Here is a 24454-nt window from a genome sequence, read left to right as displayed (position 1 = left end):
GGAAAGAACGGAGACATTCATGGGTCATCTCGAAGAGATCGAGGAAATCGGCAACATCGAGCAGCTCTATGAGGTATTGGGGATGGTGGACGACGGGGGTCAGGGCGACCTCTATCTCGCATATGAGCTTCGGACCGGGAGGAGGGTCGCGGTGAAGACCCAGAAGGCGCGGACCGTGGGAAGCAGCAGCGCTCACCGGAGCGCCGGCAGGTACCTACTGGAGGAGGGCAGGCGCATGCTGAAGCTGACCGGCATCGACGAGATTCCCGAGATCTTCGCGTCCGGGACGTACCGGAACCGCAGGTGCCTGGTGATGGAGTACATCGATGGTCCGCAGCTCCGGGACTCCTGGGCGAAGGCGAAACCGGTCAGGGACCCGGAAACGGTGGCATCGGTGATCGGCCAGCTCTGCGAGATCCTGCAGAAAGTGCACGACCGGAAGCTGGTGCACGGTGATCTCAAGCCCGAGAACGTGCTCGTCGAGCCGGACGGACGCCTTCGCCTGATCGACATGGGGCACGCTGTGGTGGAAGGAGAAGAAACAAAATGGGATCTCGGCACGTTCGGATACTCCGCTCCGGAACAGTGGGAACCCAACCCGCACGGTCTGACCGGCAGGGCCGACATCTTCTCCCTGGGCTGCATCCTGCTGGAGATGACCGTGATGTCTCTCCCCTACGGCGGAATGGAGGAACGTGTCACCCGGCACCACCCCGTACTCCCGCCCGACCGACTCGAAGCGATCCCCGTGGAATTCCGCGACCTCGCGCTTCACATGGTCCGGTGGGAGGCCGCGGAGCGCCCGGCCGACGTGCGCGAGGTCTTCGAACGGATCCGCCGCCACCTCCCGAAGCCGGGCTCACGTCGGCGCCCGTCGAAGCGCCTGACGCCCGACACGACTGAGTACTGGCGCGCCCGTCCACCCCGGCCGTGACACCGCGCCGTCCGCCGACAGGCGTCATCTCAGGCTCTCCAGCAACGCCCGGACCTCCCCGACCTCCGCGCCGTCCATCCGCTCCCGCAGCACGAGGACGCGCTCCAACTGCTCGACCGCGGCCCCGGTGTCCCCCGCGGCCACCAGGACGTCCGCGAAGAGCCGCCGCACCTTGGCCTCGTCGGGCCAGTGCTCCTGCTCGCGGAAGATGTCGCACGCCTGGCGGTACAGCAGGACCGCCTCGTCCCGTTCGGAGCGTGCCAGGTGCACTTTGGCCAGGGTGAACAGCACATCGGCCCGGCCGCTGCGATCCGCTGTCCGCTCGATGGCCACGAGGGCGTCCGCGCACCAGTGGAGCGCCTCGTCGTGCTCACCCCGGTCGTAGTGAATGGCCCCGATGCCATTCAGGGCCGCCGCTTCTCCCGCCGGGTCGGGGATCTCCCGGTACAGCTCCAGAGCCCGTCGGAGGTGTTCCTCCGCTTCCACCGCCTCGCCCTGCTTGCGCAGAGTGACACCGAGCGCGTAGCAGGATCGGGCCAGGCTGAGTCGGCTCTCCTCGCTGTCGTCCGTCTCGCTGAGGCGAACGGCCCGCCGCAGATACCCTGCGGCCGAGGCGAATTCCATGAGCCGCCACTGGGTTCCGGCCAGCAGGCGGTACACATGAGCGCACTCGACCGGCGATGCCCGGGTCTCCGCCACCGCGACCGCGGTTCGCAGGAACTTCAGCGCGTTGGCGAGCTTGGAGCGGCGCCACTGGTAAGGCACCAGGATCACCGGCAGCAGCCACATGTACCGCTCGATGTTCCGGCTGACGGCCAGCTCGAAGCAGTGCCGGACCGTCTCGTACTCCTTGTCGAGCGCCTCCGCGGCCTCCTCCGGGTCGGCCGGCTCGGGCAGCACCGTCACCCCGTCCGGTTCACCGATGGGCAGCACGCGTCGGCGGTCCAGCACGCGGTCGCACACCCGGACGTTCTGCAACTGGTGCTCCAGCACTTGCCGCACGGTGGCCGCCTTCAGCTCTTCCGCGTCCTCCGGAGTCACGACGTCCAGGTGGTAGCGGGCGAAGACGCGCACCAGGTCGTGCAGGCGGTAGCGGTCCGAGCGGAACTCCACCAGGTTCGCCGCCACGAGCTGTCCCAGGGCGCGGTCCGTATCCATCTCCCCGCGCACGCCGCCGAGGTCCATGACCGCGTCCCAGGAGATGCTGGGACCGGGATGGACGGCCAACTGCCACAGCAGGAACCTGGCTTCGACGCCGAGAGCACGCGCGGAGACACCCAACGCCACTCGGATCGACCTCTCGTGCTCGGGCACGTGGAGGACCTCCAGCCTGGCTCCTTCCTCTTTCATCTGGGCCAGCAGATGCGGGAGGGCGCGCAGCGGACGGTCCTTGAGCCATCGCTCCACGACGACGAGCGCCAGCGGCAGATTCCCGCAGAGCCGCGCTACTTCGGTGAGGACAGGAGCGTGCTTGGCCCGGTCCTTCTCGGGCACGTTCGCCCAGAGCACTTCAAGAGCCTCTTCGTCCGGCAACAGCTCCACCTTGTGACGATGCACCCCTTGCTGTGACCGCAACGCACCGAGATCGTCTCGGCTGGTGATGATCACGGCGTTGGCGCCCGCTCGCGGGAGCAACGGAAGCACCTGCTGGGCGTCGGCCGCGTCGTCGAGGACCAGCAGCACCGAGAGACGAGCCAGAACCGAACGCAGAACCCCGATCTTGTGCTGGAGTCCCGTCATCTCCGTCGAGTACGGCGGCACGGCCGCCAGGAGGCCGTCCAGCACGTGCTCGGGCTCGGCGGGCGGGATCCCGGTGTCGCTGAATCCGTTCAACTCCCTGTAGAGGTTGCCGTCCGGGAAACACTCCCGCAGTCGCTGAGCGAGAGCACGGGCCAACAACGTCTTCCCCACACCCGCCATGCCGGTGATCAGGACCACCGGCACCCGGCCGGCGTCGCGGTCCGTACAAACGGCGTCGACGAGGGCGCGGAGCGCCGGCTCCCGCCCGACGATCTCGCGGTCGGAGGGCGGCAGTTCGTCCGGGACGGGCGGCCGTAGCGTCCTGCCCGCCCAGGACTCTCCGCCGCGTAACCTGTCGATGATGTCCTGGAGTTCTCCGTCCGGCCTGCCGTACCGTCCGGTCCAGTCGTCGAGAAGGCTCTCGCGCTTCTCGTCGGGCATGCCCCGGCCGAAGGCGATCAAGTAGTAACCGCGCACCCTGGGGTTGGCCGGCAGCCACGCGTACCATTTCTCCGCCTCCTCCCGGAGCCACTTCTCCTCGTCGGTTCGCCACGCGGCGTCCAGCAGGTCGCACACGGCGGCAACGCGCTCATCACGCATCCGCTGCCGGGTCTTCTCGAAGCCCTTCTCACGCAACCCCCGTAGGGGCTCGTCGTCCTTCCACTCCTCCAGGGCGAGACGGAGCCGCTCGTACTTCTCCAGAGGTGACCGGAGGGCGGCCGCCCGCTGCCGACCCGCCAGGAAACGGAGATAGTCGACGCTCTCGGCCGGCACGAGGAGCTTGCAGCGGCCCGACTTGCCCGCGTGCGGCAGGAGCCTTTTCCCCAGACGCTTGCGCAGATCCGCGACGGCCCGGTCCAGCTTGTCACCGACGTCCTTCCCTTCCCAGAGGACTTCGGCGATCTCCCTTCTGCTGCAACTGCACTCCGGCGACGTGACCAGCATCGCGAACAGGGCGGCCACCTTCGATGTGCCGAAGACAACCTCCTCGTCCGCCACTTCGACGCCGATCGAGCCCAGTACCCGCGCGTCCATCGCTCACCCCTTCCGCGCACGACAGCGGGGCCCGCCCCCGGTGGCCTTGCGACACCCCTTGAATCAGTGCGCAGCAGCGAGCCACTTCATACGCGTGCGCTCCTTCACGCCCCCCAACTACTCAGTTATCACTCAGTTTTCGCTCCGCAGGGGGCCTGGCCGGCCGGGCACGATGGCATCAGCCGCTCGCCGAACCGGTCGAGACGGCACCGATCCCGATCAGGAAGGACCTCTCGCACATGAACAACCGCCAGCGCAGTCGCAGGCTGAGCCGCCTCAGGACGTCTCCCGGCTTCCCGCCGGAGCGCCGCCGGAGGGCGGCCACCCCGGCCGAGGGGACAACCCCCGCGACCCCGCGGACCGAGTCGCCGGACCCCTCGGCGTCCGACACGGCCTGACGCTCGGCATCTGAAGGGCGCCCGTCTGCGGGCGGGCGCCCCTTATCCGCTCAGAACAAGCGACACCCTTTTCCGAGCGGTAGGCCCGCAGCCACCCAACGTCGCAGACGTCTGTAGAAAAGTGAGACACCTGAGGCCACTTCCCGTTTTGTCCGGTTCTTACGGATGCCCGCAGCGGCGCACCGACACCGCGACAGCTCGCCTCTCTTCATCCGGCGCCCGAGGCCTTCACCGGGCCAAGGAGGGATATTTCATGATTGGTTTCCACGGAACAAACGCATTCGCCTCAGTGAGGCGGTACTTCGATCACCCTCGGATCAAGGACGCGATCGCTCTGACCATCACCATGAACGCGGAAGCGGAAGAAACGACGGCGGAGCCTGTCCGGCTGACCGTCGCCGCCGCCCACGAAGCCCTCTACGGACCGGACAGCGACCCGCGGCTCTCCGCCGCGATCTGGGAGGCGACACTCGCCGAAGCACAGGCCGATGCCACCCCCCACGGAACCGCGAAACTGCTGGCGATCCGACTCGCCCTGCCGATGCTGAGCGGGACGGTTCATCGCGTCTGCGGGCGCCTGCGCGCAGACAGGTCGGACGTGGAGTCCGAGATGATCCTGGCCCTTCTGGGCGAGCTGGCGGCATCGGAGCCGGCGACACCTCTCCACATCACACCGCTGATCAAGGCGGCGCGCACCAGGGCGTGGCGCTTCGCGCGTGAGGGGCTGCGGGAGATTCCCTCCACACAGGTGGAGCGTGTCTCCCAGGACCGCGCCCTTGCCCCTGCTGGGGCAACGGAATCCAGTTCGTCGCCGGAGGTTCTGGACGTACAGGTCGACCGTCCGGACGGCCCGGAGGGACTGCGGGCACCGCTTCGCTTCCGCGTACGCCCCGAGCACCTGCGGGAGGAAGCTCTCACCGTCACACCCGGCGGGACGATGGACCGCCCGCCGGCCTCCCGCCCGCGAAGGCGACGGCGTTCCCGGCATCGCGTCGGAACCCTGCCGATCCGCCCCTCGGCGGGGCGGCCGTGACGCGCGGGCCCGGAGGCCGACTGGGCTTCACCGAGCTGTTCGACCTGCCGGTCGCGATCGATCTGCGCACGGCGGCCCGCGCGCTCGGGATCTGCACCGAAACCGCGTACCGGCTGAACCAGAGGGGCGTCTTCCCTTGCCCGGTACTACGCGTCGGCGGCAGGTACCGGGTATCGACCAGCGAGTTGATGCGCATCCTGGGGATCGATGAGCGCCCCGTGTATGCCGTAGACCTGGAGCCGGACGAGGAACCGGGCGAAGTGCCGGGGAAGCGTTCCGAGAGCAGTGCCCCCTAGGTCTCCCATGCCCATCTGCCGTGCGACCCCGGAACAACAACCCTGGGGCCGCACGGCAGGTGCGACGGCCGCGGCAACGCACCCGCCACGTCGGACTTCGGTGCGACGACACCCGCCCATCGGCCCGGGCCGAGCCGAGCCGACGGGCGAGGCCCCACGCCCCGTACAGACGCGCGGACCGCGCCCCTTCGTCCCTGTGCGCAGGCGACGATGTGGACGGGCCGCTGCCGCGTGGGGCGGGCGGGCGGCTGACGCCTCTGTGGGTCACCACGCTCGGGCTGCTCGCCGTCCTGCCGCTGGGCGCGGCCATCAGGGCCGTACTGCCGAACCCACGCGAGGCTCTGGCGTTAATCATGCTGCCAGGCAGGGGAACCGGCCAGGAAAAATAGAGAAGCCGGACGTGAAGTGCGCTGAAAGGATGATGCATTCCATGGTCGGCCGACCCAGCGCAGCACACCCGGCCCGGCCACCCGCACCTGCCATCCGGCCCGGCCGCCCGGCACGCGCCCCACCCCAGGAGAAACCCACCGTGACCCGCACCAGCGCCGTTTCGCTGATCCGTTCCCGCACCCTCTCCGATGTGGCCGAGTACGCCTACGCCGCCACGGCGCCCGCCGGATCGCGGCTGATCTTCCTAGCCGGTTCGTGCCCGCTCGACGAGCACGGCGCCACCGTGGCCGTCGGCGACTACGCCGGCCAGGCGGCGAAGGCCATGGAGAACCTGCGGACCGCGCTCGCCGACGCGGGCGCTTCGGTCGAGGACGTCATCAGCACGCGGGTCCTCGTGGCATCGGCCCGGCAGGAGGATCTCGTGGCCGCCTGGCAGGTGGTCCGGGACTCCTTCGGCGACCACGACGTGCCCAGCACCCTGATGGGCGTCACCGTGCTCGGGTACGCCGACCAGCTCGTCGAGATCGAAGCCGTGGCCGCAGTCCTGGACGCGCCGGAGCCCGGCGGACCGGCAGCGGGCGGTTCGGCTTGCCCCCCGTCGGCGTAATGACGGCAGGAGCCGGCTCGCCCCCGCACCCTGAGGCGGGTGAGTGCTGACCGAGCCGCCGCCGAGCAGGCCGACGAGAAGAGCGCGGACCGTCTGACGACCCTGTCCGACGGGATCTTCGCCATCGCGATGACCCTGCTGGTCCTCGACCTCCACATCGAACCGGGCCTGGACAAGGACGAGTTCACCGATGCGGTGCGGCAGGCGCTGCCGGACCTCGGTGCGTATGCGCTGAGCTTCACGATCCTGGCCGGGTTCTGGCGCGACCACCGGTTGATCGTGCGGCTGGTCCCGCGCTTCGAGGGCGTGTCGCTGCGGTTCGCGCTGATGTGGCTCGGCGCCATCGCCCTCGTACCGTTCCCGACCGCCCTGCTCTCCGAATACGCCGCGCGCCCGCTGACCGTGGCCGTGTACGCCGGCATGGTCAGCGTCACGAACCTGCTGGAGCTGGCGATGTTCCTGACCGGCAGACGGGCGACGGAGCACGGGACGGATGCCGCCCGGGGCGATGTGGGGCGGGCGGTCATCGCCGACCTGGCCTCCACCGCGGCGCTCTTCGCGGCGACGGTGCCGGTCGCCTACCTCGTCTCCCCCGTCGCGGCCATGTGGTGCTGGCTCGCGCTGGTCCCGGTCAAGCTCGGCCTCGCCCACCGGAAGCGCGCCACCGCCCGCCGGCACGGCCGAGCGGGCTGAGGGCCGAGGCGGAGGACGTCGCTCCGCGGCCCCGTACGGACGCGCAGACCGCGCCCTTCGCGCCCGCGCGGGGAACGATGGGAGAGACCGGGCGTACGCGGAGCCGGTACACACCTGTCACTCGAACGGCACACCCCCACATCATCCTCATCTCATATCTGAGATAACCTACCGTCATGTCAGACGACTACCTCGTACGTATCGGCAAGCTCATCCGTGACGCCCGCCAGCACCGGGGCTGGACACAGACCCAGCTGGCCGAGGCGCTCGCCACGAGCCAGAGCGCCGTCAACCGCATCGAGCGCGGCAACCAGAACATCAGCCTTGAGATGATCGCCCGCATCGGTGAAGCCCTCGACAGCGAGATCGTGTCGCTCGGTTACGCCGGTCCCATGCATCTGCGGGTCGTCGGCGGCCGGCGGCTCTCCGGGGCCATCGACGTCAAGACCAGCAAGAACGCCTGTGTCGCGCTGCTGTGCGCCACGCTCCTCAACAAGGGCCGCACGGTTCTGCGCCGGGTGGCCAGGATCGAGGAGGTGTTCCGGCTCCTGGAGGTGCTGAACTCCATCGGGGTGCGCACCCGCTGGGTCAACGACGGCGTGGACCTGGAGATCGTGCCGCCCGCGCAGCTGGACATGGAGGCGATCGACGCCGACGCCGCGCGCCGCACCCGCTCGATCATCATGTTCCTGGGCCCGCTGCTGCACCGGATGGAGCAGTTCACCCTGCCGTACGCGGGCGGCTGCGACCTCGGCACCCGCACGATCGAGCCGCACATGATCGCGCTGCGCCGGTTCGGCCTGGAGATCGCCGCGACGGAGGGCCTGTACCACGCGCAGGTGGACCGCTCGGTCTCCCCCGGCCGGCCGATCGTGCTGACCGAGCGCGGCGACACGGTGACCGAGAACGCCCTGCTGGCCGCCGCCCGGCACGACGGTACGACCGTCATCCGCAACGCCTCGTCCAACTACATGGTCCAGGACCTGTGCTTCTTCCTGGAGGCGCTGGGCGTACGGGTCGACGGCGTCGGCACCACGACGCTCACCGTGCACGGGGTCCCGCAGATCGACGTGGACGTGGACTACTCCCCCTCCGAGGACCCGGTCGAGGCGATGAGCCTGCTGGCCGCGGCGGTGGTGACCGAGTCCGAACTCACCATCCGCCGGGTGCCGATCGAGTTCCTGGAGATCGAGCTCGCGGTCCTGGAGGAGATGGGCGTCGACTGCGACCGCACCCCGGAGTACGCCGCCGACAACGCGCGCACCCGCCTGGTGGACCTGACCGTGCGGCCCTCCAAACTGGAGGCCCCGATCGACAAGATCCACCCGATGCCGTTCCCCGGCCTCAACATCGACAACGTCCCGTTCTTCGCGGCGATCGCCGCCGCCGCTCACGGCCAGACCCTGATCCACGACTGGGTCTACGACAACCGCGCGATCTACCTCACCGACCTCAACCGCCTCGGCGGCCGCCTTCAACTCCTCGACCCCCACCGCGTCCTGGTCGAGGGCCCGACCCGCTGGCGCGCCGCGGAAATGATGTGCCCGCCCGCGCTGCGGCCCGCCGTGGTGGTGCTGCTGGCGATGATGGCGGCGGAAGGCACCTCCGTACTCCGCAACGTCTATGTGATCAACCGCGGTTACGAGGAACTGGCCGAGCGGCTGAACTCGGTGGGCGCGCAGATCGAGATCTTCCGGGACATCTGACGGACGAATTCCACCGCACCCCTTTCCGGCCTGCTGTGCAGCGGGGCGGGGAGGGGTGCGAGTGCGTCGCCCCTGAGCAGCACCCGATGGTTCAACATTGCCTGTAATAAGGTGTGTTGTTCACGCCGGAACAGGGGGAACGGTGACGTTCGAAGACGAGTGGGCGCAGCTCACATCAGATGCCCGGGATCGCCACTCCGCACAGATGCGGCTCAATGCGGCCGGGACGGCACCGGGTAGTGGGTCCGGAACCGACGGGGACCTGGTGGTCCACCAGGACGACCTGGGTGCCGTCGGCAATGAGGCGTTTCGGGTTCATGGTGCACTGCAGAAGCACGCCGATATCGCCGGAGCCGGGATGGACAAGGCGGGAGCCGGGACGACGGCCCGTGCCGCGGCGGAGCTGAAGAGCCGGAATTTCGACGCGGGCACTGAGCTGTTTACCACGCTCGAGGTATGGACTTCGCAGGTCAAGACCGTCCTGCAGATGTGTGCTCACATCTCCAACCACCTGGACTACTCGAAGAAGAGCCATGCCAAGGACGAGGTGGAGATCGCCTCCGCACTCACGCGGAGGGACGGCTCCGCAGTCCCGGTGTCCGAGCTGCTCAAGTACGTGAAGTGAGCGGTCGGCACACCATGGGGACGTTCAGCTATACAGACCTTGTCGAAGTCGACCTCGGGAAGCTCGATACCGCCGCAGCCGACTGGAAGTCCACGGCCGCGAACCTGAAGAAGCTGAGGACCGGTGTCTACAGCGGCCTTCTCCAGCTGTCGGACGGGGCTCAGTGGGCGGGCCTGAACGCCTCGGTCACCAAGGAGTTCGTCCGGAAAACAGCGAAGGAAGTCGCTGATCTGCACCTGGAGGCAGCTTCCATCTCCGCTGTACTCGAAGACGCCCACGACGAACTGGCACGCCTTCAGAAGAAGGCCCGGGAACTGTCCGCGGAGGCGCGCAAGGGGAATCCGACCCGCCGGGGAGAACCGGATCCGGGCCTGGTGGTGACGGACGGCCCCAACGGTACGGTCAACGTGACGGAGGCATTCTGTGATGCGGACGGAACCTCACAGCGAACCAAGGACTTGATGCAGTGGTACGCGGACACCCTCACCGGGTTGGTGGCCCATGCGGCCGAGATCGACGCCGCTGTGACACGTGCGTTGAAGCGCAGTCACGGCGGCGACCCGCACAACGCGGGGCATGCGACGTACACCTCGCTGGACGAGGACCAGTTGCCCCGAGCCACGAAACTCGCCTCGCTCGGCGGCGACGCGAACACCGCGCAACGTGCTGAGCTGCGGCGGCTGTGGACTTCGTTGAGCCCACAGGCTCGTGGGGAGTTGTGGGCGGGACACAAGGACGACCTTCTGGCCACCGGGTTGCTCGCTCCGTCGGTCAAGCAAGCCGCTGCCGACCGGGGATCCGGCCCGTACGACGTCGAGGAGCCGGGCGCGGAGGAGCGCAGGAACCGGGAAAAGATGAACCTGGTGGCCGAGTTGGCCGACTGGAAGGGTGACAACGACGCCGCCCGGCACATGGCGCATTACCTGGGGAACAGCGGAACGGATATGGACCTGCCCGTCGACAAGATGATGTCCGAGGTGCCTGAATTCCGCTCGCACATCGAGCGCACTGTCACGGATCACCAGAACGCATGGCGTGATCAGGCACTGGCGGAGTTCAGGAGGAACGGCGGACAGCCGGTGTCGATACCGGTGGAGACCGACAACCGGGACTTCAGCTTCACCCCTGATGTCAATGAGAACTGGTTCTACGCGGTGGGTTCCACCAGGTCGAACGTGACAGGAGTGGTCACCGTGGTGCCGGATACCGATGGGGAGCCCAAGGTCAGCCTTGACTATCAGGCCAACGCCTGGGATCGCTACAACTGGGACGAGAACAAGGGGGTGTCCATCGGGCTCGTGGGCGACAGCACCATGGACATCCCGGACGGCCAGATGGCTCGCTTCCACACCACCGGCATCGCCCGCGAATTCGACATGGCGGGCAGCAGCTCGGTAAAGCACTACGACCTGGGTGCGTCCGCCCCTGACCATGGCCCCATGCCACAGCCCGACGAGCCGGAGCGTGGTGGCGATCGCACGGATCCCGGTCGTGAGCAGCAGGAAGGACGGTAGAGGCTCCCATGAGCGGTCTCGGTCATGAAGTCGAGGGTGAACAGTCCGAGTCTCCACGTCGCCCCCGGGTCGCACTCGCCATCGTCGCTCTGGCGCTCTGCGTCGGTGGCGCCGCCGTGGCCGGCGGATTGTGGTGGGTGGCCGACCGGTCGGAGTCGCAGTTGGTGAACCAAGAGATGAATTGCTGCTGGGAGGAGGGGGCGACACCGGCCTGGATGAGCGAACAGATCGGCATCCGCTTCCCGGAGCAGGCGTCGGACCGGCGCGCGGGCTACAAGGTCGGGCAGCGCTACGACACGGGACTGCTTTCCTTCGTCCTGCCGAGCAAGGATGCTCGAACTTACACGGAGCGACTCATCCCGGATGACATCGAGATGTCTGGAAACACCCTCGTCAAGGAGAAGGACTACCGTCCTGCGGCCAACTTCACTCATCTAAAGCTGCCGGAGCCGGAAACGTTCACCCGGAATCTTCGCAGGACCAGCCTCTGTCCCGAGGGGCTCGACACTCCTGAAGGCACACACCTTCAGCGTTGTATCGACCTGTTCGTCCACGAATTCGAGCCCGGCACGACACGGCTGTACATCCGGTCGACCATCGAGCCGTCAGTGACGCCACCGCCGGTCGGCACGGAGCAGTAGGTGCGCACACACCCCGAGCCGTCCGACCCGGCGAGCGCTGACGGCGCTCGCCCGCCGCCCCTCACCCCAACTCGCTCCCCACACGCACCCCCAGCCGGTCGCCGACCGTGGCCACCACCCGCTGCCACGCGTCGTCGATGAAGAAGTGGTCCCCCTCGAAGGCGGCCAGGTCGAACCGGCCCGTGGTGTGCCGTTGCCAGGCGGAGAGTTCCGTCAGGGTGGCGTCCTCGTCCTGTGCGCCGCCCAGGGCGGTGATCGGGCAGGTCAGTGGTGGTCCTTCCGTGAACTCGTAGGTTTCGGAGGCCGTGAAGTCGGCCCGCAGCATCGGCAGCAGGAGTCTGCGGAACTCCGGGTCCGTCAGAGCGCGCAGTGTGCGTGAGCGTTCGCTGAGCTTTGCCAGGAACTCCGGGTCCGGCAGGTGGTGCAGGAGCTCCTCGCGCAGCGGCAGGTGAGGGGCACGGTGGCCCGACACCAGTAGCCGCACCGGCTGGATGCCGTGCTCGGCCGTCAGTATCCGGGCGCACTCGAACGCGAGCAGGGCGCCGAGGCTGTGTCCGAACAGGGCGATCGGACGGCCCCTCCGGTCTGTCAGTCCTGGCAGTGCCGTTCTGACATCGGCCAGCAGGTCGTCCCAGCGGTGCCTGGGCGTCTCGCCGATCCGCTCGCCGTGGCCCGGCAGTTGCATGGGGCGGACCTCGATGTCCGGGCCCAGGTGCCGGCGCCAGCGGACGTACGTCTGGGCGTTGCCGCCCGCGTAGGAGAAGCACAGCAGGAGCAGCGGTTCAGTCACCCGGGCTCACCCCGATCATGATCGAGGCGATGGTGCGGAGCAGGACGTTGGACGTGCCCTCGTAGATCTTTCCGGCCTTGGCGTCCCGGTAGAACCGTTCCACCGGATAGGCGTCGGTGTATCCGTTCCCGCCGAGGGTCTCCACCGCCACCGAGGCCGCCCGTTCGGCCACCTCGGAGGCGGTGTACTTCGCCATGGCGGTCAGCCGCATCAGCTCGACCGGGTCCGCGCCCCGGCCGTACAGGTCGACCGCCCGGTACAACAGCGCCCGGGCCGCCGCCAGATGGCTCGCCACGTCGGCCAGCGGGAAGCGGACGCCCTGGTGGTCGGCTATTCGGCTGCCGAACTGCTCGCGGACCCTGCTGTAGCCGACCGCCACGTCCAGCGCCCCCTGGGCGAGCCCGACCATCTGTGCGGCGATGCCGAGCCGGCCGAGGTCCAGTCCGGCCATCGCCACGCTCTGGCCGCCGCCGGGCGGGCCGATGCGCTGGGCAGTACGGACCGGGGTCCGGTCGAAGATCACGTCCGAGGTGGCCGCCGCTCTCACCCCCATCTGCTCGACCCGGTGGTCCAGGGAGACTCCGGGTGCGTCGGCGGGCACCACGAACGCCGTGGGTCCGCCGTCGTCCACCAGGGCGAAGACCAGCAGCAGATCGGCGTTGCGGGCGTTGCTGGTCCACCGCTTGCGGCCGCTCAGCTCATAGCCCGCGCCCTCCTTCCGGGCGACGGTGGTCAGCGCGAACGCGTCGCTGCCCGCCTGTTCCTCGGACAGGGCGAAGGCGCCGATCCTCCCGGTGGCCAGTTGGGGAAGGTACTGTCTGCGCTGGTCTCCCGACCCGTGGCGCAGCAGCGTGCCCGCGACGAGGACGTTGTGCACATGGACCCCGACGGCGACGCCGGGATCCACCCGCGCCACCTCCTCGATGGTGAGGATCAACCGGCAGAGGGTGCCGCCCGTGCCGCCGTAGCCGCGCGGTATCTCCACCCCCATCAGGCCCTCCGCGAACAGGCGTTCACGCAGGGTCGCGTCCAGTCCGGCCGTCCTGTCCATCTTCGCGGAGAGCGGGGCGATCTCCTCCTCGGCGAAGCGCCGGACCCGCTCCCTGCATCGCTGGTTCTCCGGGCTGTCCGGACTGTCCGGACCGGCCGAGCCGTCCTGGTGATCGCGCGTCGCGTTCACCGTGTCTCACCCGCCAGGGCCGGACTCGCGGCTTCCATCGCACGCGCCAGCTCGGCGACCGTACGGGTGGCCGGCAGCTCGCTCACCGCCAGATCGACCGCGTACGCACTGCGCAGCCTCGCCGCCAGCCGCATCGCCCCGAGCGAGTGCAGTCCCAGATCGCCCAGCGCGTCGCCCGCGCCCACGGCCGGGATCTGGAGGAGCTCGGACAGCAGACCGGCGAGCAGCCGCTCGGCCTCGGTCCTCGGGGCGACGAACCGGGCGGTCGTCACGGCGTCCGGTACGGGCAGGGCGGAGACGTCCACCTTGCCGCCCGGGGTGGTGGGGATCCGGTCGATCCAGTACACCGCGACCGGCACCATGTGTTCCGGCAGGCGGGTGCGCAGCAGCTCCCGCAGGGGTTCGGTGAGCCCGGGACCCGCGGTGGGCGACGCGGCCGGTTCCTCCGGTACCGCGTAGCCGACCAGCCGTTGCGCCCCACCCGTGCCGTGGACCGCCACCGTCGCCGACCGTACGCCCGGCAGCGCGCGCAACGCGGCCTCGATCTCGCCCGGTTCGACGCGGAAGCCGCGCACCTTGAGCTGCGCGTCGGCACGGCCGAGGAAGTGGAACTCCCCCTGGGCGGTGCCGGTCGCGAGGTCGCCCGTGCGGTACATCGGGAGGGCGGGCTCGGTGGACGGGCCCGCCTGCGGGGCCGCCGCGAAGCGCTCCGCCGTGAGCCGGTCCCGGTCGTGGTAGCCCGAAGCGACCGCTGGCCCGGCCACGCACAACTGGCCGGTGGCGCCCACCGGTACCGGGCGGTCGTCCTCGCCGAGCAGGAACACCCGCTGGTTGGGCAGCGCGCGGCCGATCGGAATCGGCCGGTCGGTGCATACGTCCTCCTCGCCCACCAGGTGGTACGTGGAGACCACGGTGGCCTCGGTGACCCCGTAGAGGTTGTACAGCTCGATGTCCCGGCCGCCGAACCGGGTGAACCAGGGCCGCAGGATCGCCGGGTCCAGCCGGTCGCCGCCGAGGAACACCCTGCGCAGCGCCGTGTCGTCGGCCAGTTCGGGCACCAGGTGCTCGAAGAGCGAGGGCGTCTCGCTCAGCACCGTCACCCGCTCCTGGGCGATCAGCCGGGCCAGGGCGCGCGGATCGCGTCCGGTCTCCCGGTCCACCACGATCAGCGAGCCGCCGTTGCCCAGCGCGCCCCAGATCTCCCACACCGAGTAGTCGAAGGCGAAGGAGTGCGCGAAGGTCCACACGTCGTCGGCCGTGAAGCCGAAGACCTCGCGGCCGGCGGCCAGCAGGCTCTGTACGTTGCGGTGCGTGATCGGGACGCCCTTCGGGCGGCCGGTCGAGCCCGAGGTGTGGAGGAGGTAGGCCGGTGTGTCGGGGGAGGTTGCGGGTGCGGTGGAGGTAGCGGTGGAGGTGGAGTTGGCGGTGGCAGGGTCGGATGGGCTGCTGTCTACCGGCTGTGCGGTTCCTCGGCGGTCCGCCTGTCGGCCACTCTGCGGGCCCGTCCGGCGGTCCGTCTGCCGGGCCACCTCCGCGAGCGTGACCGTCCTCGCCCCGTCCGTATCGATCAGCTCGTCCGGTACGCCGTCGATCAGCACCAGCTCCGCGGCCGAGTCCGCCAGCACCTCGGCCAGCCGGTCCGCCGGGTACTCCGGGTCCAGCGGGACATAGGCCGCCCCGGCCTTGAACACGCCGATCATCGCGGCCACCAGGTCGATGGACCGGGGCAGGCACAGGCCCACGCGCGTCACGTCCGGACACCGCTCGCGCAGGGTGGCCGCGATCCGGTCGGAGTACGCGTCCAGCTCCCCGTAGGTGAGCGTGCGGCCCCCGCAGCGTACGGCGACCGCCTCCGGGCGCAGGCGCGCGTGGCGCCGGAACGTCTCGTGCAGGGTCTCGTCGCCCGGGTCGGCGAGGGGGGCGGTCTCGGGTTCCGGTGTGCTGAGGAAGGTCAGCTCCCCCAGGGTCACTTCGGGGCGTTCGATCATCTGCGTGAGCACCGAGACGACGTCACCGGCGATGCGTTCCGCCACCTCGTCGGAGACCTGCCGGCGGTCGTGGACGATCCGCAGCGGCATCTCGGCGCCCGGCATGATCACCATGGTGATCGGGAAGTGGGGCCTGCCGTCGTAGACCAGTTCGGTCATCTCCGCCCCGACGTCCGCCAGGTCGAAGTCCGGCATCGGCACGTTCTCGTAGGACACGCTGCTCCGGAGGATCGGAATCGCCGAGTCCGTACCGAGCAGCGACTGCATCTCGGTCAACGGCACGGCGCTGTGCCCGCTCGCCTCGATGCCGTACTTGCCGAACTCCCGCAGCCAGGACCGCAGCGGTGTCGTGGGTTCCAGCCTTCTGCGCAGCGGCAGGGTGGCGATCATCGGTCCCAGGATGTCCTCGGAACCGACCAGGTCGGCGGGCCGGTGCGCCATGGTGATGCCGCAGGTGAGATCCGTACGGCCGAGGAAGCGGCCCAGCACGACGAACCAGGCTCCCTGCGCCAGCGTGGCGAGTGTCAGCTGTTCCGCGCGGGCCAGAGCGGTCAGCCGGGGAGCGAGATCGCCCAGGACCCGTTCGAAGTGGGCGTGGGTGGGCTCGCCCTCGGGCACCTCCGTCCCGCCCAGGTGCAGCTGCTCCACCGGCCGGTAGCCCGCCAGCTCCTTGCGCCAGAACTCCCGCGCCTCCTCCGGGTCGCGCTCGCGCCACCAGGAGAGGTAGTCGCGGTACGGGCGTCCCGGCGAGACGGCCGGCTGTCCGCCCCGGCACAGCACCCGGTAGTGGTCGATGAAGTCCTGGATGGCCAGGGTGAAGGACCAGCCGTCCATCAGCAGATGCGAGAACCGCCAGGAGAACGTCCACCGTTCGTCACCGCGCCGGATCAGCGTGCTGCGCATCAGGGGAACGTCCGTCAGGTCGAACCCCTTCGCCCGCTCGGCGTCCAGGGTCGCCCGCAGCCGGTCCCGCTGGGTCTCCTCGTCGAGGTCGCGCCAGTCCAGCGTCTCCAGCGGCAGCGTGGCCGAACCGTGCACGACCTGCACCACGGTTCCGTTCTTCCGCCAGTGGAAGGAGCTGCGCAGGATCGGGTGCCGGTCGACGACCCGTTGCCACGCGCGCTCGAAGTGCTCGGGGTGCATCGTCCCGGTGAACTCCAGCCCCAGCTGCTCCACATAGATGCCCAGCCCCGGCTGGGCCAGTTGCTCGTAGAGCAGGCCCTGCTGGATCGGTGAGAGTTCGTAGATGTCCGCGATATCGCGGACCGGTCGCCCGGTCGTGCCGTTGTCCGTCATCTCTGCCCCGTCCGCCGTTGTCACCGGTGTCACCGCAGTTCGTCGAGAAATTCGGCCAGCTCGTCCTCGGACAGGTCGGCCAGGGGGAAGTCGGACGGTTCGTAGGAGCCCTCCGCCGCCGCACGGCAGTGCTCGGCGATCTCCGCGAGCACCGCGCCGAACGCGTCGGCCAGCCGGGTCGCCTCGTCCTCGGTCACGGCGTCGCCCAGCTGCCAGCGCGTCCGCAGGGCGCCGTCCACCACGGCGGAGCCGAGCTGGCCCACAGCCCGGTCGTGCCGGCCCGCGAGGCCGGTCACCCCGGCGAAGTCCGCGGGGACGCCGATCGCGCCCCCGGCGCGGTCCCAGGTCACCACCTCCCGGACCGTGACCGTCGCCCCCAGGACCGGGAGCGGTCGCGTGGTCCTGAGCCGGCTCTTCACCCGGAGCAGGGCGTCGTCGAGCGGTTCCCGTGCCGCCGCGGGCTCCACGGTCCGCAGCTCGGTCATCCGGCCCACCAGGCGTCCGGCGGGTTCGTCGCTGGCGGCCAGGTCGGCCCGGAGCGAACGTTCCACCAGGAGCTGCGGCGGTTCGGCCAGCGTCCGGCCCAGCGCCACGGACGCCGCCGCCACCAGCACCTCGGTGGGGTCGAGGTGGTGGCTGCCCGCGGCTGCGGCGAACAGCTCCGCGGTACGCGCGGCGTCCAGCTCGACCGTCCGCTGCCGGGTCGGCTCCGGCGGCGCCCCGGTCGGTTCGGCGAGCCCCGCCGGATGCGCCGGCTCCCGGCGCAGGCCCCGGTTCCAGGCCTGCGGCGAACCCGCGCCCGCGCTCCACACCACCGGCTGACCGGCGGCCAGCCGGTCGTAGGTGTGGGCCAGTTCGCGGCAGAGCAGGAGGACGGAGGCATCGTCCATCAGCCCCTGCGCCACCGTGCAGGCCAGCACGCTGCCCCGCTCGCCCAGCCGGAACACCGCGAGCTTGACCGTCGGCCCGGCCTCGATGTCGACCTCCCCGGCCATCTCGCCGAGCATCTGTTCCACCGCCTCGGCCCGTACGTCGTCGGGCAGGGCGCCGAGGTCGATCTCCGGCACCTCGGGGTCCTCGCCCCGGTCGTGGCGTACGGCGGACCATCGGCCGTCCTCGGCACGCACCCGGGTGCGCAGGGCCGGGTGGCGGTCGACGAGGGTGCTCAGGGCGCGGCCCGCCTGCTCCGGGTCGAAGGTGTCCGGTACGTCGAGCACCACCGAGCCGGCCTGGGCCCGGGCCAGTGCCTGGTGCGGGGTGAGCGCCACGGCCGTGCCCGTGTCGTCGACGACCGCCTCGGCGGGTACGGCCAGGGCCAGTTCGCGGAAGTCGGTGCTCTCGAACAGGTTCTGCGGGCTGATCGGGATGCCCTCGGCGTTGGCCCGGCCGACGAACTGCACCCCCATGATGGAGTCGCCGCCGAGTTCGAAGAAGTTGTCCCGCGCCCCGGGGCTTTCCACCCCGAGGAGGTCGGCGGCCAGGATCAGCAGGGTGTGCAGCGCCCCGGTGGCCTCCTCCTCGTCGTCCCGCTGTGTCCTCGCGTCCGTATCGCCGCCGCTGCCCGCCCGCCGGGGGTCGGGCAGTGCCGAGCGGTCGACCTTGCCGTTGTCGCTCAGCGGCATCTCGTCGATGAGGACGACATCGGACGGAATCATGTAGGAGGGCAGGGTGGCGGCGAGGTGGGCGCGCAGCCGGTCGGCGAAGTCCGGATCGTCCCGCATGCCCGGGTCGGCCGGTACGACATGGGCGACCAGCCGTTGCTGCGTGCGCGCGCCCGGCGCGGACACCACGGCACTGAGGAGGCCGGGGTGGGCGGCCAGGGCGTGTTCGATCTCGCCCAGCTCGATCCGGTAGCCGCCGATCTTGACCTGGAAGTCGTCACGGCCGAGGAACTCGATGGTCCCGTCGGGCAGATACCGCCCGAGATCGCCGGTGCGGTACAGCCGCTCCCCGGTCTCCGGGTGCACGATGAACGACTCGGCGGTGCGCCGCTCGTCCCGCCAGTACCCCTCGGCCAGCCCGGCGCCCGCGATGTGCAGCTGGCCCGGCACCCATACCGGTGCGTGCCCCAGCCGGTCGTTGAGGACGTGGAAGCGCTGGTTGCGCAGGGGGCGTCCGTACGGGACGGACGGCCAGTCGGGGGCGACCTCGCCGACCGGGTGGGCGATGGACCACACCGCGGCCTCGGTCGCGCCGCCGAGGCTGATCACCTCGGTCGAGGGCGCCACCGCCCGCAGCCGGTCCGGCAGCGAGAGCGGTATCCAGTCCCCGCTGAGCAGGGTCAGCCGCAGCGCGGGGAGGTGGCCGGGACCGTCGGCCGGCTCCCGGTTCTCCAGGTGCTCGACGAGCATCTGCATCAGGGCGGGCACCGAGTTCCACACCGTGACCCCGTGCCGTCGGCACAGTTCGGTCCAGCGGTCCGGGTTGCGGCGGTCCGCCGTCTCGGGCAGCACGATCGCCCCGCCCGCCGCGAGCATCCCGAACACATCGAACACGGAGAGGTCGAAGTTGAGGGCGGAGAGCCCCAGCACCCGGTCGCCCGGTCCGATGCCGAACCGCTCCTCGATGTCCACCAGGGTGTTCAGCGCGGCCCGGTGGCTGACCGCCACGCCCTTGGGCGTACCGGTGGAGCCGGAGGTGTAGATGACGTAGGCGGTGTCGTCCGGGAGGGCCGGGCAGGTCCAGGCCCGCGCGTCCGCCGGGCTCCAGGGCGCGTCCTCGGGCACCGGCAGCACCCGCGGCGCGTTCGGCCAGTGTTCCGCCGTGTCCGGTTCGGCCAGCACGCAGCCGATCCCGGCCTGTTCGACCAGCCAGCGGCGTCGGGCCTCCGGGAGGCCGGGATCCAGGGGGACGTACGTACAGCCGGCCGCGGAGGCCGCAAGCGCCGCCACGATCTGGCGCCACCCCTTGGCCAGTCCGATGCCGACCACGGCTCCCCGGCCGAAGCCGGCCCCGGTCAGCGTCCGGGCCAACGCGACGGCACGGCCGATGAGTTCGGCGTGGTCGAGGGTACGGTCCTCGGTGATGACCGCCGGTTCGGCGCAGTCGGCGCGGGCCAGGATCCGGGCGGGCAGGACGTCATCGGGCAGCTCACCGGCGGTGTCGTTGGCGGCGGTCCGGGCTTCGAGCTGCCCGGCGGGCAGGTCGAGCACCGGCGGGCGGTGCCAGCCGTCGGTCTCCGCGAGGCCGACCACGAAGTCCTGGTAGGCCCGGAACATCTCCTCCATCAGCCCTTCGGGGAAGAGCCCGTCGACGGCGTGCCAGGCCAGTTCCAGGTTGCCCCCGAACTCCAGCAGGAAGTGGTCGATGGTCACCTGCGGGGTCTGCGAGATGAAGTAGCTCTGCTCGCCGAGCCAGTCCACCGGCGACGGCGTCGGCTTTCCGTCCGTATCGCCGCCGAGCGCGCTGGTGAAGACGACCGGCATGACGTCGCCCGCGCCGCCACGGGCCCTGGCCCGCTCGCGCAGGATGCGTACGCCGCTGACGTAACGGTGGTCGAAGTCCGCCCAGCTCTGCCGTTGCAGCTCGCGCACCAGCCCGGCGAAGTCGGGCGCCGCCACCGCGTCCACCTCCAGCAGGTCGAAGGAGGCGAACTCACCGACCAGGTCGTCGACTTCCTCGTGGACCGGCAGCCGGTTGACGGCCGTGAAGTTCAGGGTGAACCGCTGGGACTTGCTCCAGGTGCCGATGGTGACGGCGAACGCGGCGAGCATGGCGCTGGACGGGGTGACGCCGAACTCGCCCGCCTTCGCCTTGATCCGGCCCCACAGCTCGGCGTCCAGCCGGGCGTGCCTGCGGACGAACGCCTGCCGCTCGCCGCCCACGGCGGCCTGGGCGGTGGGCAGTTCGGGTGCGGCGGGCAGCTCGCGGACCCGCTTGCGCCAGTACTCCAGCGAGCGCTCGTACCGCGCGGTCTTCCGCAACTCCTCCTCCGCGAGCACGTAGTCGCGGAAGGTGAGGGTCATCGGAGCCGGGGCGTGATCGGGATTCTCATAGAACTCGCGCCACTGCGGCAGAAGTTGGTAGAAGAACGCGTCGACGTCGGCGACCAGCAGGTCGAAGCTGATGTGCACCCGGACCCGCCGGTCCGGCAGCAGGCCGACGCGTATCTCCCACAGCGGCCAGACGTCCGCCGGACGTACCTCGGCGGCCATCCGGTCGCGGATCTCGGTCAGTTGCCGCTCGGCCTTCCTGGGCTCGGTGGCGCGCAGGTCGAGCACCTCGAACCGGTAGGGCTCCGCCTCCGCGAGGACCTGCTGCCGGCCGTCGGGGAGGACGACCATACGGAGCATGTCGTGCCGTTCCACCACCCGCTGCCAGGCCCGCTGCAGCCGGTCGACCTCGATGGTGTGGCTGTCGAACTCGAAGTACAGGTGGGGCGCGACGCCGCCCATGTCGAAGCTGGACAGCCGGCCGATCCACTGGGCCTGCTGCATCTCGGTGAGCGGGAACGGCTCGAACCGTCGCTCCGGCCGGGGGACGAGGGTGGGCAGGCGGTCCTCGGGCCCGGCGGCGCCGGCCGCGCGCAGCTGCTCGGCCATGCCGCCGATGGTGGGGGTGGCCAGCAGTCTGCCCAGCTCGACCGTGACGCCGGCGGTGGCCTGGAGCCGGTTGAGCACCTGGATGGCGAGGAGCGAGTGGCCGCCGAGTTCGAAGAAGTTGTCCTGGGTGCCGATCGGCGCGATGCCGAACATCTCCTCCCAGATCCCGGCGACGGTGCTCTCCAGCTCGTCCGCCGGTTCCACATAGGCGGTCACCAGGGTGCTCGGCCGGGTCGCCCGGGTGAGCTGCTCCGGGTCCGGCTCCTCGTGCTCGGCGATCTCGGGTACGAGGGGCGTGCCGGTCGCCGCGCCGCGCGGTTCGATCCAGTGGCGGTCGCGCTGGAAGGGGTAGCCGGGCAGTTCCACCCGTTCGCGCCGGCCCGTGTGCAGGGCGGGCCAGTCGACCGCACCGCCGAAGAGCCAGATGTCGCCGACGGCGGTACGCAGCACCTGGCCGTCCTCGGCGGGCTCGTCCGGCCTGCGCATCGTGGTGACGGCCGCGGCCCGGGGTCCGCCGGTCGCCGTGCCGGCCCGGGCCAGGGTGCTCAGGGTGTTGCCGGGGCCGACCTCCACGAGGACGGCGGGGCCGTCGCCGATCGCGGTACGGACCGCGTCGGCGAAGAGCACGGGGCGGCGCATGTGCGTACCCCAGTACTCCGGGTCCGTGGCCAGCTCGGGGGTGATGGCCTCGCCGGTGACGCAGGAGACGAAGGGGCGGCCGGGGGCGGCGAGGGGCGTTGCGGCCACGGCCCGGGTGAACGGCTCCACGGCCGGGTCCATCATGGCCGAGTGGAAGGCGTGCGAGGTGTGCAGCGGGCGCACGGTGATCTGCCGGTCCGCCAGGAGTGCGCGGAGCTCCGCGACCGCTTCGTGCGGTCCGGAGGCCACGCAGAGGGTGGGTGCGTTGACGGCGGCGATGGACACCCCGGCCGGCAGGAGTGCCGCGATGTCCGCCGCGGCGGCGGCGACGGAGACCATGGCCCCGGTCGGCCGGTCCTGCATGAGCCTGCCCCGTACGGCGACCAGACGCGCCGCGTCCGCCGGGGACAGCACGCCGGACAGGGCCGCCGCGGTGAACTCGCCGATGCTGTGCCCGACCATGACATCCGGTTCGACGCCCCAGGACAGCAGCAGCCTGGCCAGCGCGTACTCGGTGGCGAACAGGGCCGGCTGCGCGAGCGTCGTGTGGGTCAGCCCGTCCTCGGCGGGTACGTCGGGGTAGAGCACGGTCCGCAGGTCGAGGCCGAGCGGCCCGGCCAGCAGGCGCGCGCACTCGTCCATGGCCTCGGCGAACACCGGTTCGCTCTCGTACAGGCCCCGGCTCATCCCGGGGTACTGCGCGCCCTGGCCGGGGAAGAGGAACACCACCTTCGCCGGGCTGTTGCCCGCGTCCGCGGCGCGCACCCGGCCCGGGTCGGCCCCGGACAGCAGCGCCGCCGCCTCGGCGGTGTCGGCGGCCACCAGGGCCCTGCGGTAGCGCATGGCCGCGCGACCGGTCTGCAGGGTGTGGGCGACATCGGCGAGGGGGCGGTCGCCGAGCGCGGTCAGCCTGTCCGCGAGCGCCTCGGTGGCCGCGTCAAGGGCGGCCGGGGACTTGGCCGAGACCACCACCAGCTCCGGCCGGTCGGAGGCCTGGGAGGGGAGCGGTTCCGGCGCCTGCTCCAGCACCACATGGGCGTTGGTGCCGCCGATGCCGAAGGAGCTGACCCCGATCCGGCGGGGCGAGTCCCCCTCGGGCCACTGACACAGTTCCGTGTTGACGAAGAACGGGGTGGCGGCGAAGTCGATGCGCGGGTTGGGGCGTCGGTAGTGGAGGCTGGGCACCAGCGTCCGGTGCTGCAGCTGCAGCACGGCCTTGATGAAACCGGCGATGCCCGCCGCCGACTCCAGGTGCCCGATGTTCGACTTGACGGAGCCGACGGCGCAGAACTGGGTGTCCGTCGTGTGCGTTCCGAACGCCCTGCTGAGCGCCGTGATCTCGATGGGGTCGCCGACATGGGTGCCCGTGCCGTGCGCCTCGATCGCGGTGACCGACCGGGCGGACACCCCGCTGTCGGCGAGCGCGGCGGCGACCACCGCCTCCTGTCCGCTCACGCTCGGCGAGGTGTAACCGACCTTGTCCGCACCGTCGTTGTTCACCGCCGAGCCCTTGAGCACGGCGAGGATCCGGTCGCCGTCGCGCCGGGCGTCGGCCAGCCGCTTGAGCACGACCACCCCGGCCCCGTTGCCGAAGACGGTGCCCGCGCCGTCGGCGTCGAACGGCCGGCACCGCCCGTCCGGCGAGTGGATCAGGCCCGGTTCGTAGCGGTATCCGACGCGGTGCGGCACCCGGACGCACACCCCGCCGGCGAGGGCGAGTTCGCAGTCGCCGGAGCGCAGGGCGGCGGCGGCCTGGTGCACCGCCACCAGCGAGGTGGAACAGGCCGTCTGCACGTTCACCGCGGGCCCGGTCAGACCGAGCTTGTGGGCGGTCCGGCTGGCCAGATAGTCCTTGTCGTTGTGGATCTGCAGCTCGAACATCGTCGAGTCGAGCACGATCCGGGCCCCGCCGAGCAGGTTGGACATCAGATAGGCGGGCATGTTGCCGCCCGCGAACACGGCGGTGGTGCCGCACCGGCCGGGGTCGATCCCGGCGTGCTCCATCGCCTGCCACGCGCTCTCCAGGAAGAGCCGCTGCTGCGGGTCGAGCAGCGCCGCCTCCCGGGCCGTGAAGCCGAAGAACCTGGCGTCGAAGAGCTCGATCCCCTCCAGCGTCGGCGCGAGAGGTACGTAACCCGGCGCCTCGAAGACCTCCCGGCCGATCCCCTCGGCGAGCAGGTCGTCCTCGGTCAGCCTCTCGATCGACTCGACGCCGGAGCGCAGGTTGTGCCAGTAGGCGTCGATGTCGGGGGCGCCGGGGAAGCGGCCCGCCATCCCGACAACGGCGATATCGACGGGCGTGCCGCGGTGCTGGACACCCGAGGCAGGGACTTCGGAAACCACCGGGGAATCTCCTTTGCAGAGGAAGGGCCGGCCATGTGTCGGCGGGATCGGTCGCGGCGTGCGGG

15 protein-coding genes and 1 pseudogene are annotated in these 24454 nt (G+C 70.6%); 10 read left to right on the top strand and 6 right to left on the bottom strand.

The annotated features are described in order from the left end of the window. The first annotated feature begins 19 nt into the window (after nt 1-19). Nucleotides 20-934, top strand: a complete 915-nt coding sequence (locus tag ACSMXR_RS29605; protein ID WP_473170281.1) for a serine/threonine protein kinase — start codon at nt 20-22, stop codon at nt 932-934. 24 nt (nt 935-958) lie between these two features. On the opposite strand, the gene ACSMXR_RS29600 is transcribed toward ACSMXR_RS29605, so the two are convergent. Then, nucleotides 959-3709 carry an AfsR/SARP family transcriptional regulator gene (locus tag ACSMXR_RS29600; RefSeq protein ID WP_473170280.1) on the bottom strand — a complete coding sequence of 917 codons (2751 nt, stop codon included), beginning with the start codon at nt 3707-3709 and terminating at the stop codon, nt 959-961. 178 nt (nt 3710-3887) lie between these two features. Continuing rightward, a complete protein-coding gene (locus ACSMXR_RS29595; RefSeq protein ID WP_381909251.1) occupies nt 3888-4100 on the bottom strand; it encodes a hypothetical protein in 213 nt (70 codons plus the stop codon). A 260-nt stretch (nt 4101-4360) separates the two neighbouring features. On the opposite strand from ACSMXR_RS29595, the gene ACSMXR_RS29590 reads away from it, so the two are divergent. From ACSMXR_RS29590 to ACSMXR_RS29550, 9 genes and pseudogenes are all read left to right on the top strand, one after another. Then, a complete protein-coding gene (locus tag ACSMXR_RS29590; RefSeq protein WP_473170279.1) occupies nt 4361-5140 on the top strand; it encodes a hypothetical protein in 780 nt (259 codons plus the stop codon). Then, entirely contained in the window at nt 5137-5436 is a 300-nt protein-coding gene (locus tag ACSMXR_RS29585; RefSeq protein WP_364882326.1) for a helix-turn-helix domain-containing protein, read from the top strand. Before ACSMXR_RS29590 ends, ACSMXR_RS29585 begins: the two co-directional genes overlap by 4 nt. Before the next feature lie 212 nt (nt 5437-5648). Then, nucleotides 5649-5798: pseudogene (locus tag ACSMXR_RS29580) on the top strand (ABC transporter permease); the annotation flags it as partial. A 167-nt stretch (nt 5799-5965) separates the two neighbouring features. Next, entirely contained in the window at nt 5966-6433 is a 468-nt protein-coding gene (locus ACSMXR_RS29575; RefSeq protein ID WP_473170278.1) for a RidA family protein, read from the top strand. 39 nt (nt 6434-6472) lie between these two features. Further along, nucleotides 6473-7126: a TMEM175 family protein gene (locus ACSMXR_RS29570; RefSeq protein WP_364882320.1), complete on the top strand. Its 654-nt coding sequence runs from the start codon at nt 6473-6475 to the stop codon at nt 7124-7126. Nucleotides 7127-7302: 176 nt separating this feature from the next. Beyond that, nucleotides 7303-8832: a helix-turn-helix domain-containing protein gene (locus ACSMXR_RS29565; RefSeq protein WP_137230472.1), complete on the top strand. Its 1530-nt coding sequence runs from the start codon at nt 7303-7305 to the stop codon at nt 8830-8832. A 142-nt stretch (nt 8833-8974) separates the two neighbouring features. After that, on the top strand, nt 8975-9457 hold the full coding sequence (locus tag ACSMXR_RS29560; RefSeq protein WP_170994453.1) for a hypothetical protein: 483 nt from the start codon (nt 8975-8977) through the stop codon (nt 9455-9457). Between the two features lie 14 nt (nt 9458-9471). Next, nucleotides 9472-10971, top strand: a complete 1500-nt coding sequence (locus ACSMXR_RS29555) for a hypothetical protein (protein ID WP_473170277.1) — start codon at nt 9472-9474, stop codon at nt 10969-10971. Nucleotides 10972-10979: 8 nt separating this feature from the next. Beyond that, nucleotides 10980-11612 (top strand): hypothetical protein, encoded by a 633-nt coding sequence (locus tag ACSMXR_RS29550; protein WP_473170276.1) that lies wholly within the window; start codon nt 10980-10982, stop codon nt 11610-11612. 61 nt (nt 11613-11673) lie between these two features. Here ACSMXR_RS29550 and ACSMXR_RS29545 read toward each other — a convergent pair whose 3' ends face one another. Genes ACSMXR_RS29545 through ACSMXR_RS29530 form a run of 4 tightly spaced genes read right to left on the bottom strand, consistent with a single transcriptional unit; the run spans nt 11674 to nt 24389 of the window. Then, complete coding sequence (locus ACSMXR_RS29545; protein ID WP_473170275.1) at nt 11674-12402, bottom strand: thioesterase II family protein; 729 nt, start codon at nt 12400-12402, stop codon at nt 11674-11676. Further along, nucleotides 12395-13582, bottom strand: coding sequence for an acyl-CoA dehydrogenase family protein (locus tag ACSMXR_RS29540; protein ID WP_473170274.1), 1188 nt, complete (start codon nt 13580-13582; stop codon nt 12395-12397). Before ACSMXR_RS29540 ends, ACSMXR_RS29545 begins: the two co-directional genes overlap by 8 nt. Beyond that, nucleotides 13579-16866, bottom strand: a complete 3288-nt coding sequence (locus tag ACSMXR_RS29535; protein ID WP_473170273.1) for a non-ribosomal peptide synthetase — start codon at nt 16864-16866, stop codon at nt 13579-13581. The genes ACSMXR_RS29540 and ACSMXR_RS29535 overlap by 4 nt, the downstream gene beginning before the upstream one ends. A 29-nt stretch (nt 16867-16895) precedes the next feature. Beyond that, nucleotides 16896-24389: an amino acid adenylation domain-containing protein gene (locus ACSMXR_RS29530; RefSeq protein ID WP_473170272.1), complete on the bottom strand. Its 7494-nt coding sequence runs from the start codon at nt 24387-24389 to the stop codon at nt 16896-16898. Nucleotides 24390-24454 lie beyond the last annotated feature (65 nt).

The organism is Streptomyces sp. DSM 106670, assembly GCF_055792845.1.
Note: the sequence above shows the minus strand (reverse complement) of the source record. Positions and strands in the feature narration are given on the sequence as shown.

What these genes read in the sequence shown, in the direction of transcription:
- ACSMXR_RS29565 (WP_137230472.1), top strand. Translation starts at nt 7,303, where the DNA reads ATGTCAGACGACTACCTCGTACGTATCGGCAAGCTCATCCGTGACGCC.
- ACSMXR_RS29550 (WP_473170276.1), top strand. Translation starts at nt 10,980, where the DNA reads ATGAGCGGTCTCGGTCATGAAGTCGAGGGTGAACAGTCCGAGTCTCCA.
- ACSMXR_RS29535 (WP_473170273.1), bottom strand. Translation starts at nt 16,866, where the DNA reads ATGACGGACAACGGCACGACCGGGCGACCGGTCCGCGATATCGCGGAC.
- ACSMXR_RS29555 (WP_473170277.1), top strand. Translation starts at nt 9,472, where the DNA reads ATGGGGACGTTCAGCTATACAGACCTTGTCGAAGTCGACCTCGGGAAG.
- ACSMXR_RS29605 (WP_473170281.1), top strand. Translation starts at nt 20, where the DNA reads ATGGGTCATCTCGAAGAGATCGAGGAAATCGGCAACATCGAGCAGCTC.
- ACSMXR_RS29600 (WP_473170280.1), bottom strand. Translation starts at nt 3,709, where the DNA reads ATGGACGCGCGGGTACTGGGCTCGATCGGCGTCGAAGTGGCGGACGAG.
- ACSMXR_RS29590 (WP_473170279.1), top strand. Translation starts at nt 4,361, where the DNA reads ATGATTGGTTTCCACGGAACAAACGCATTCGCCTCAGTGAGGCGGTAC.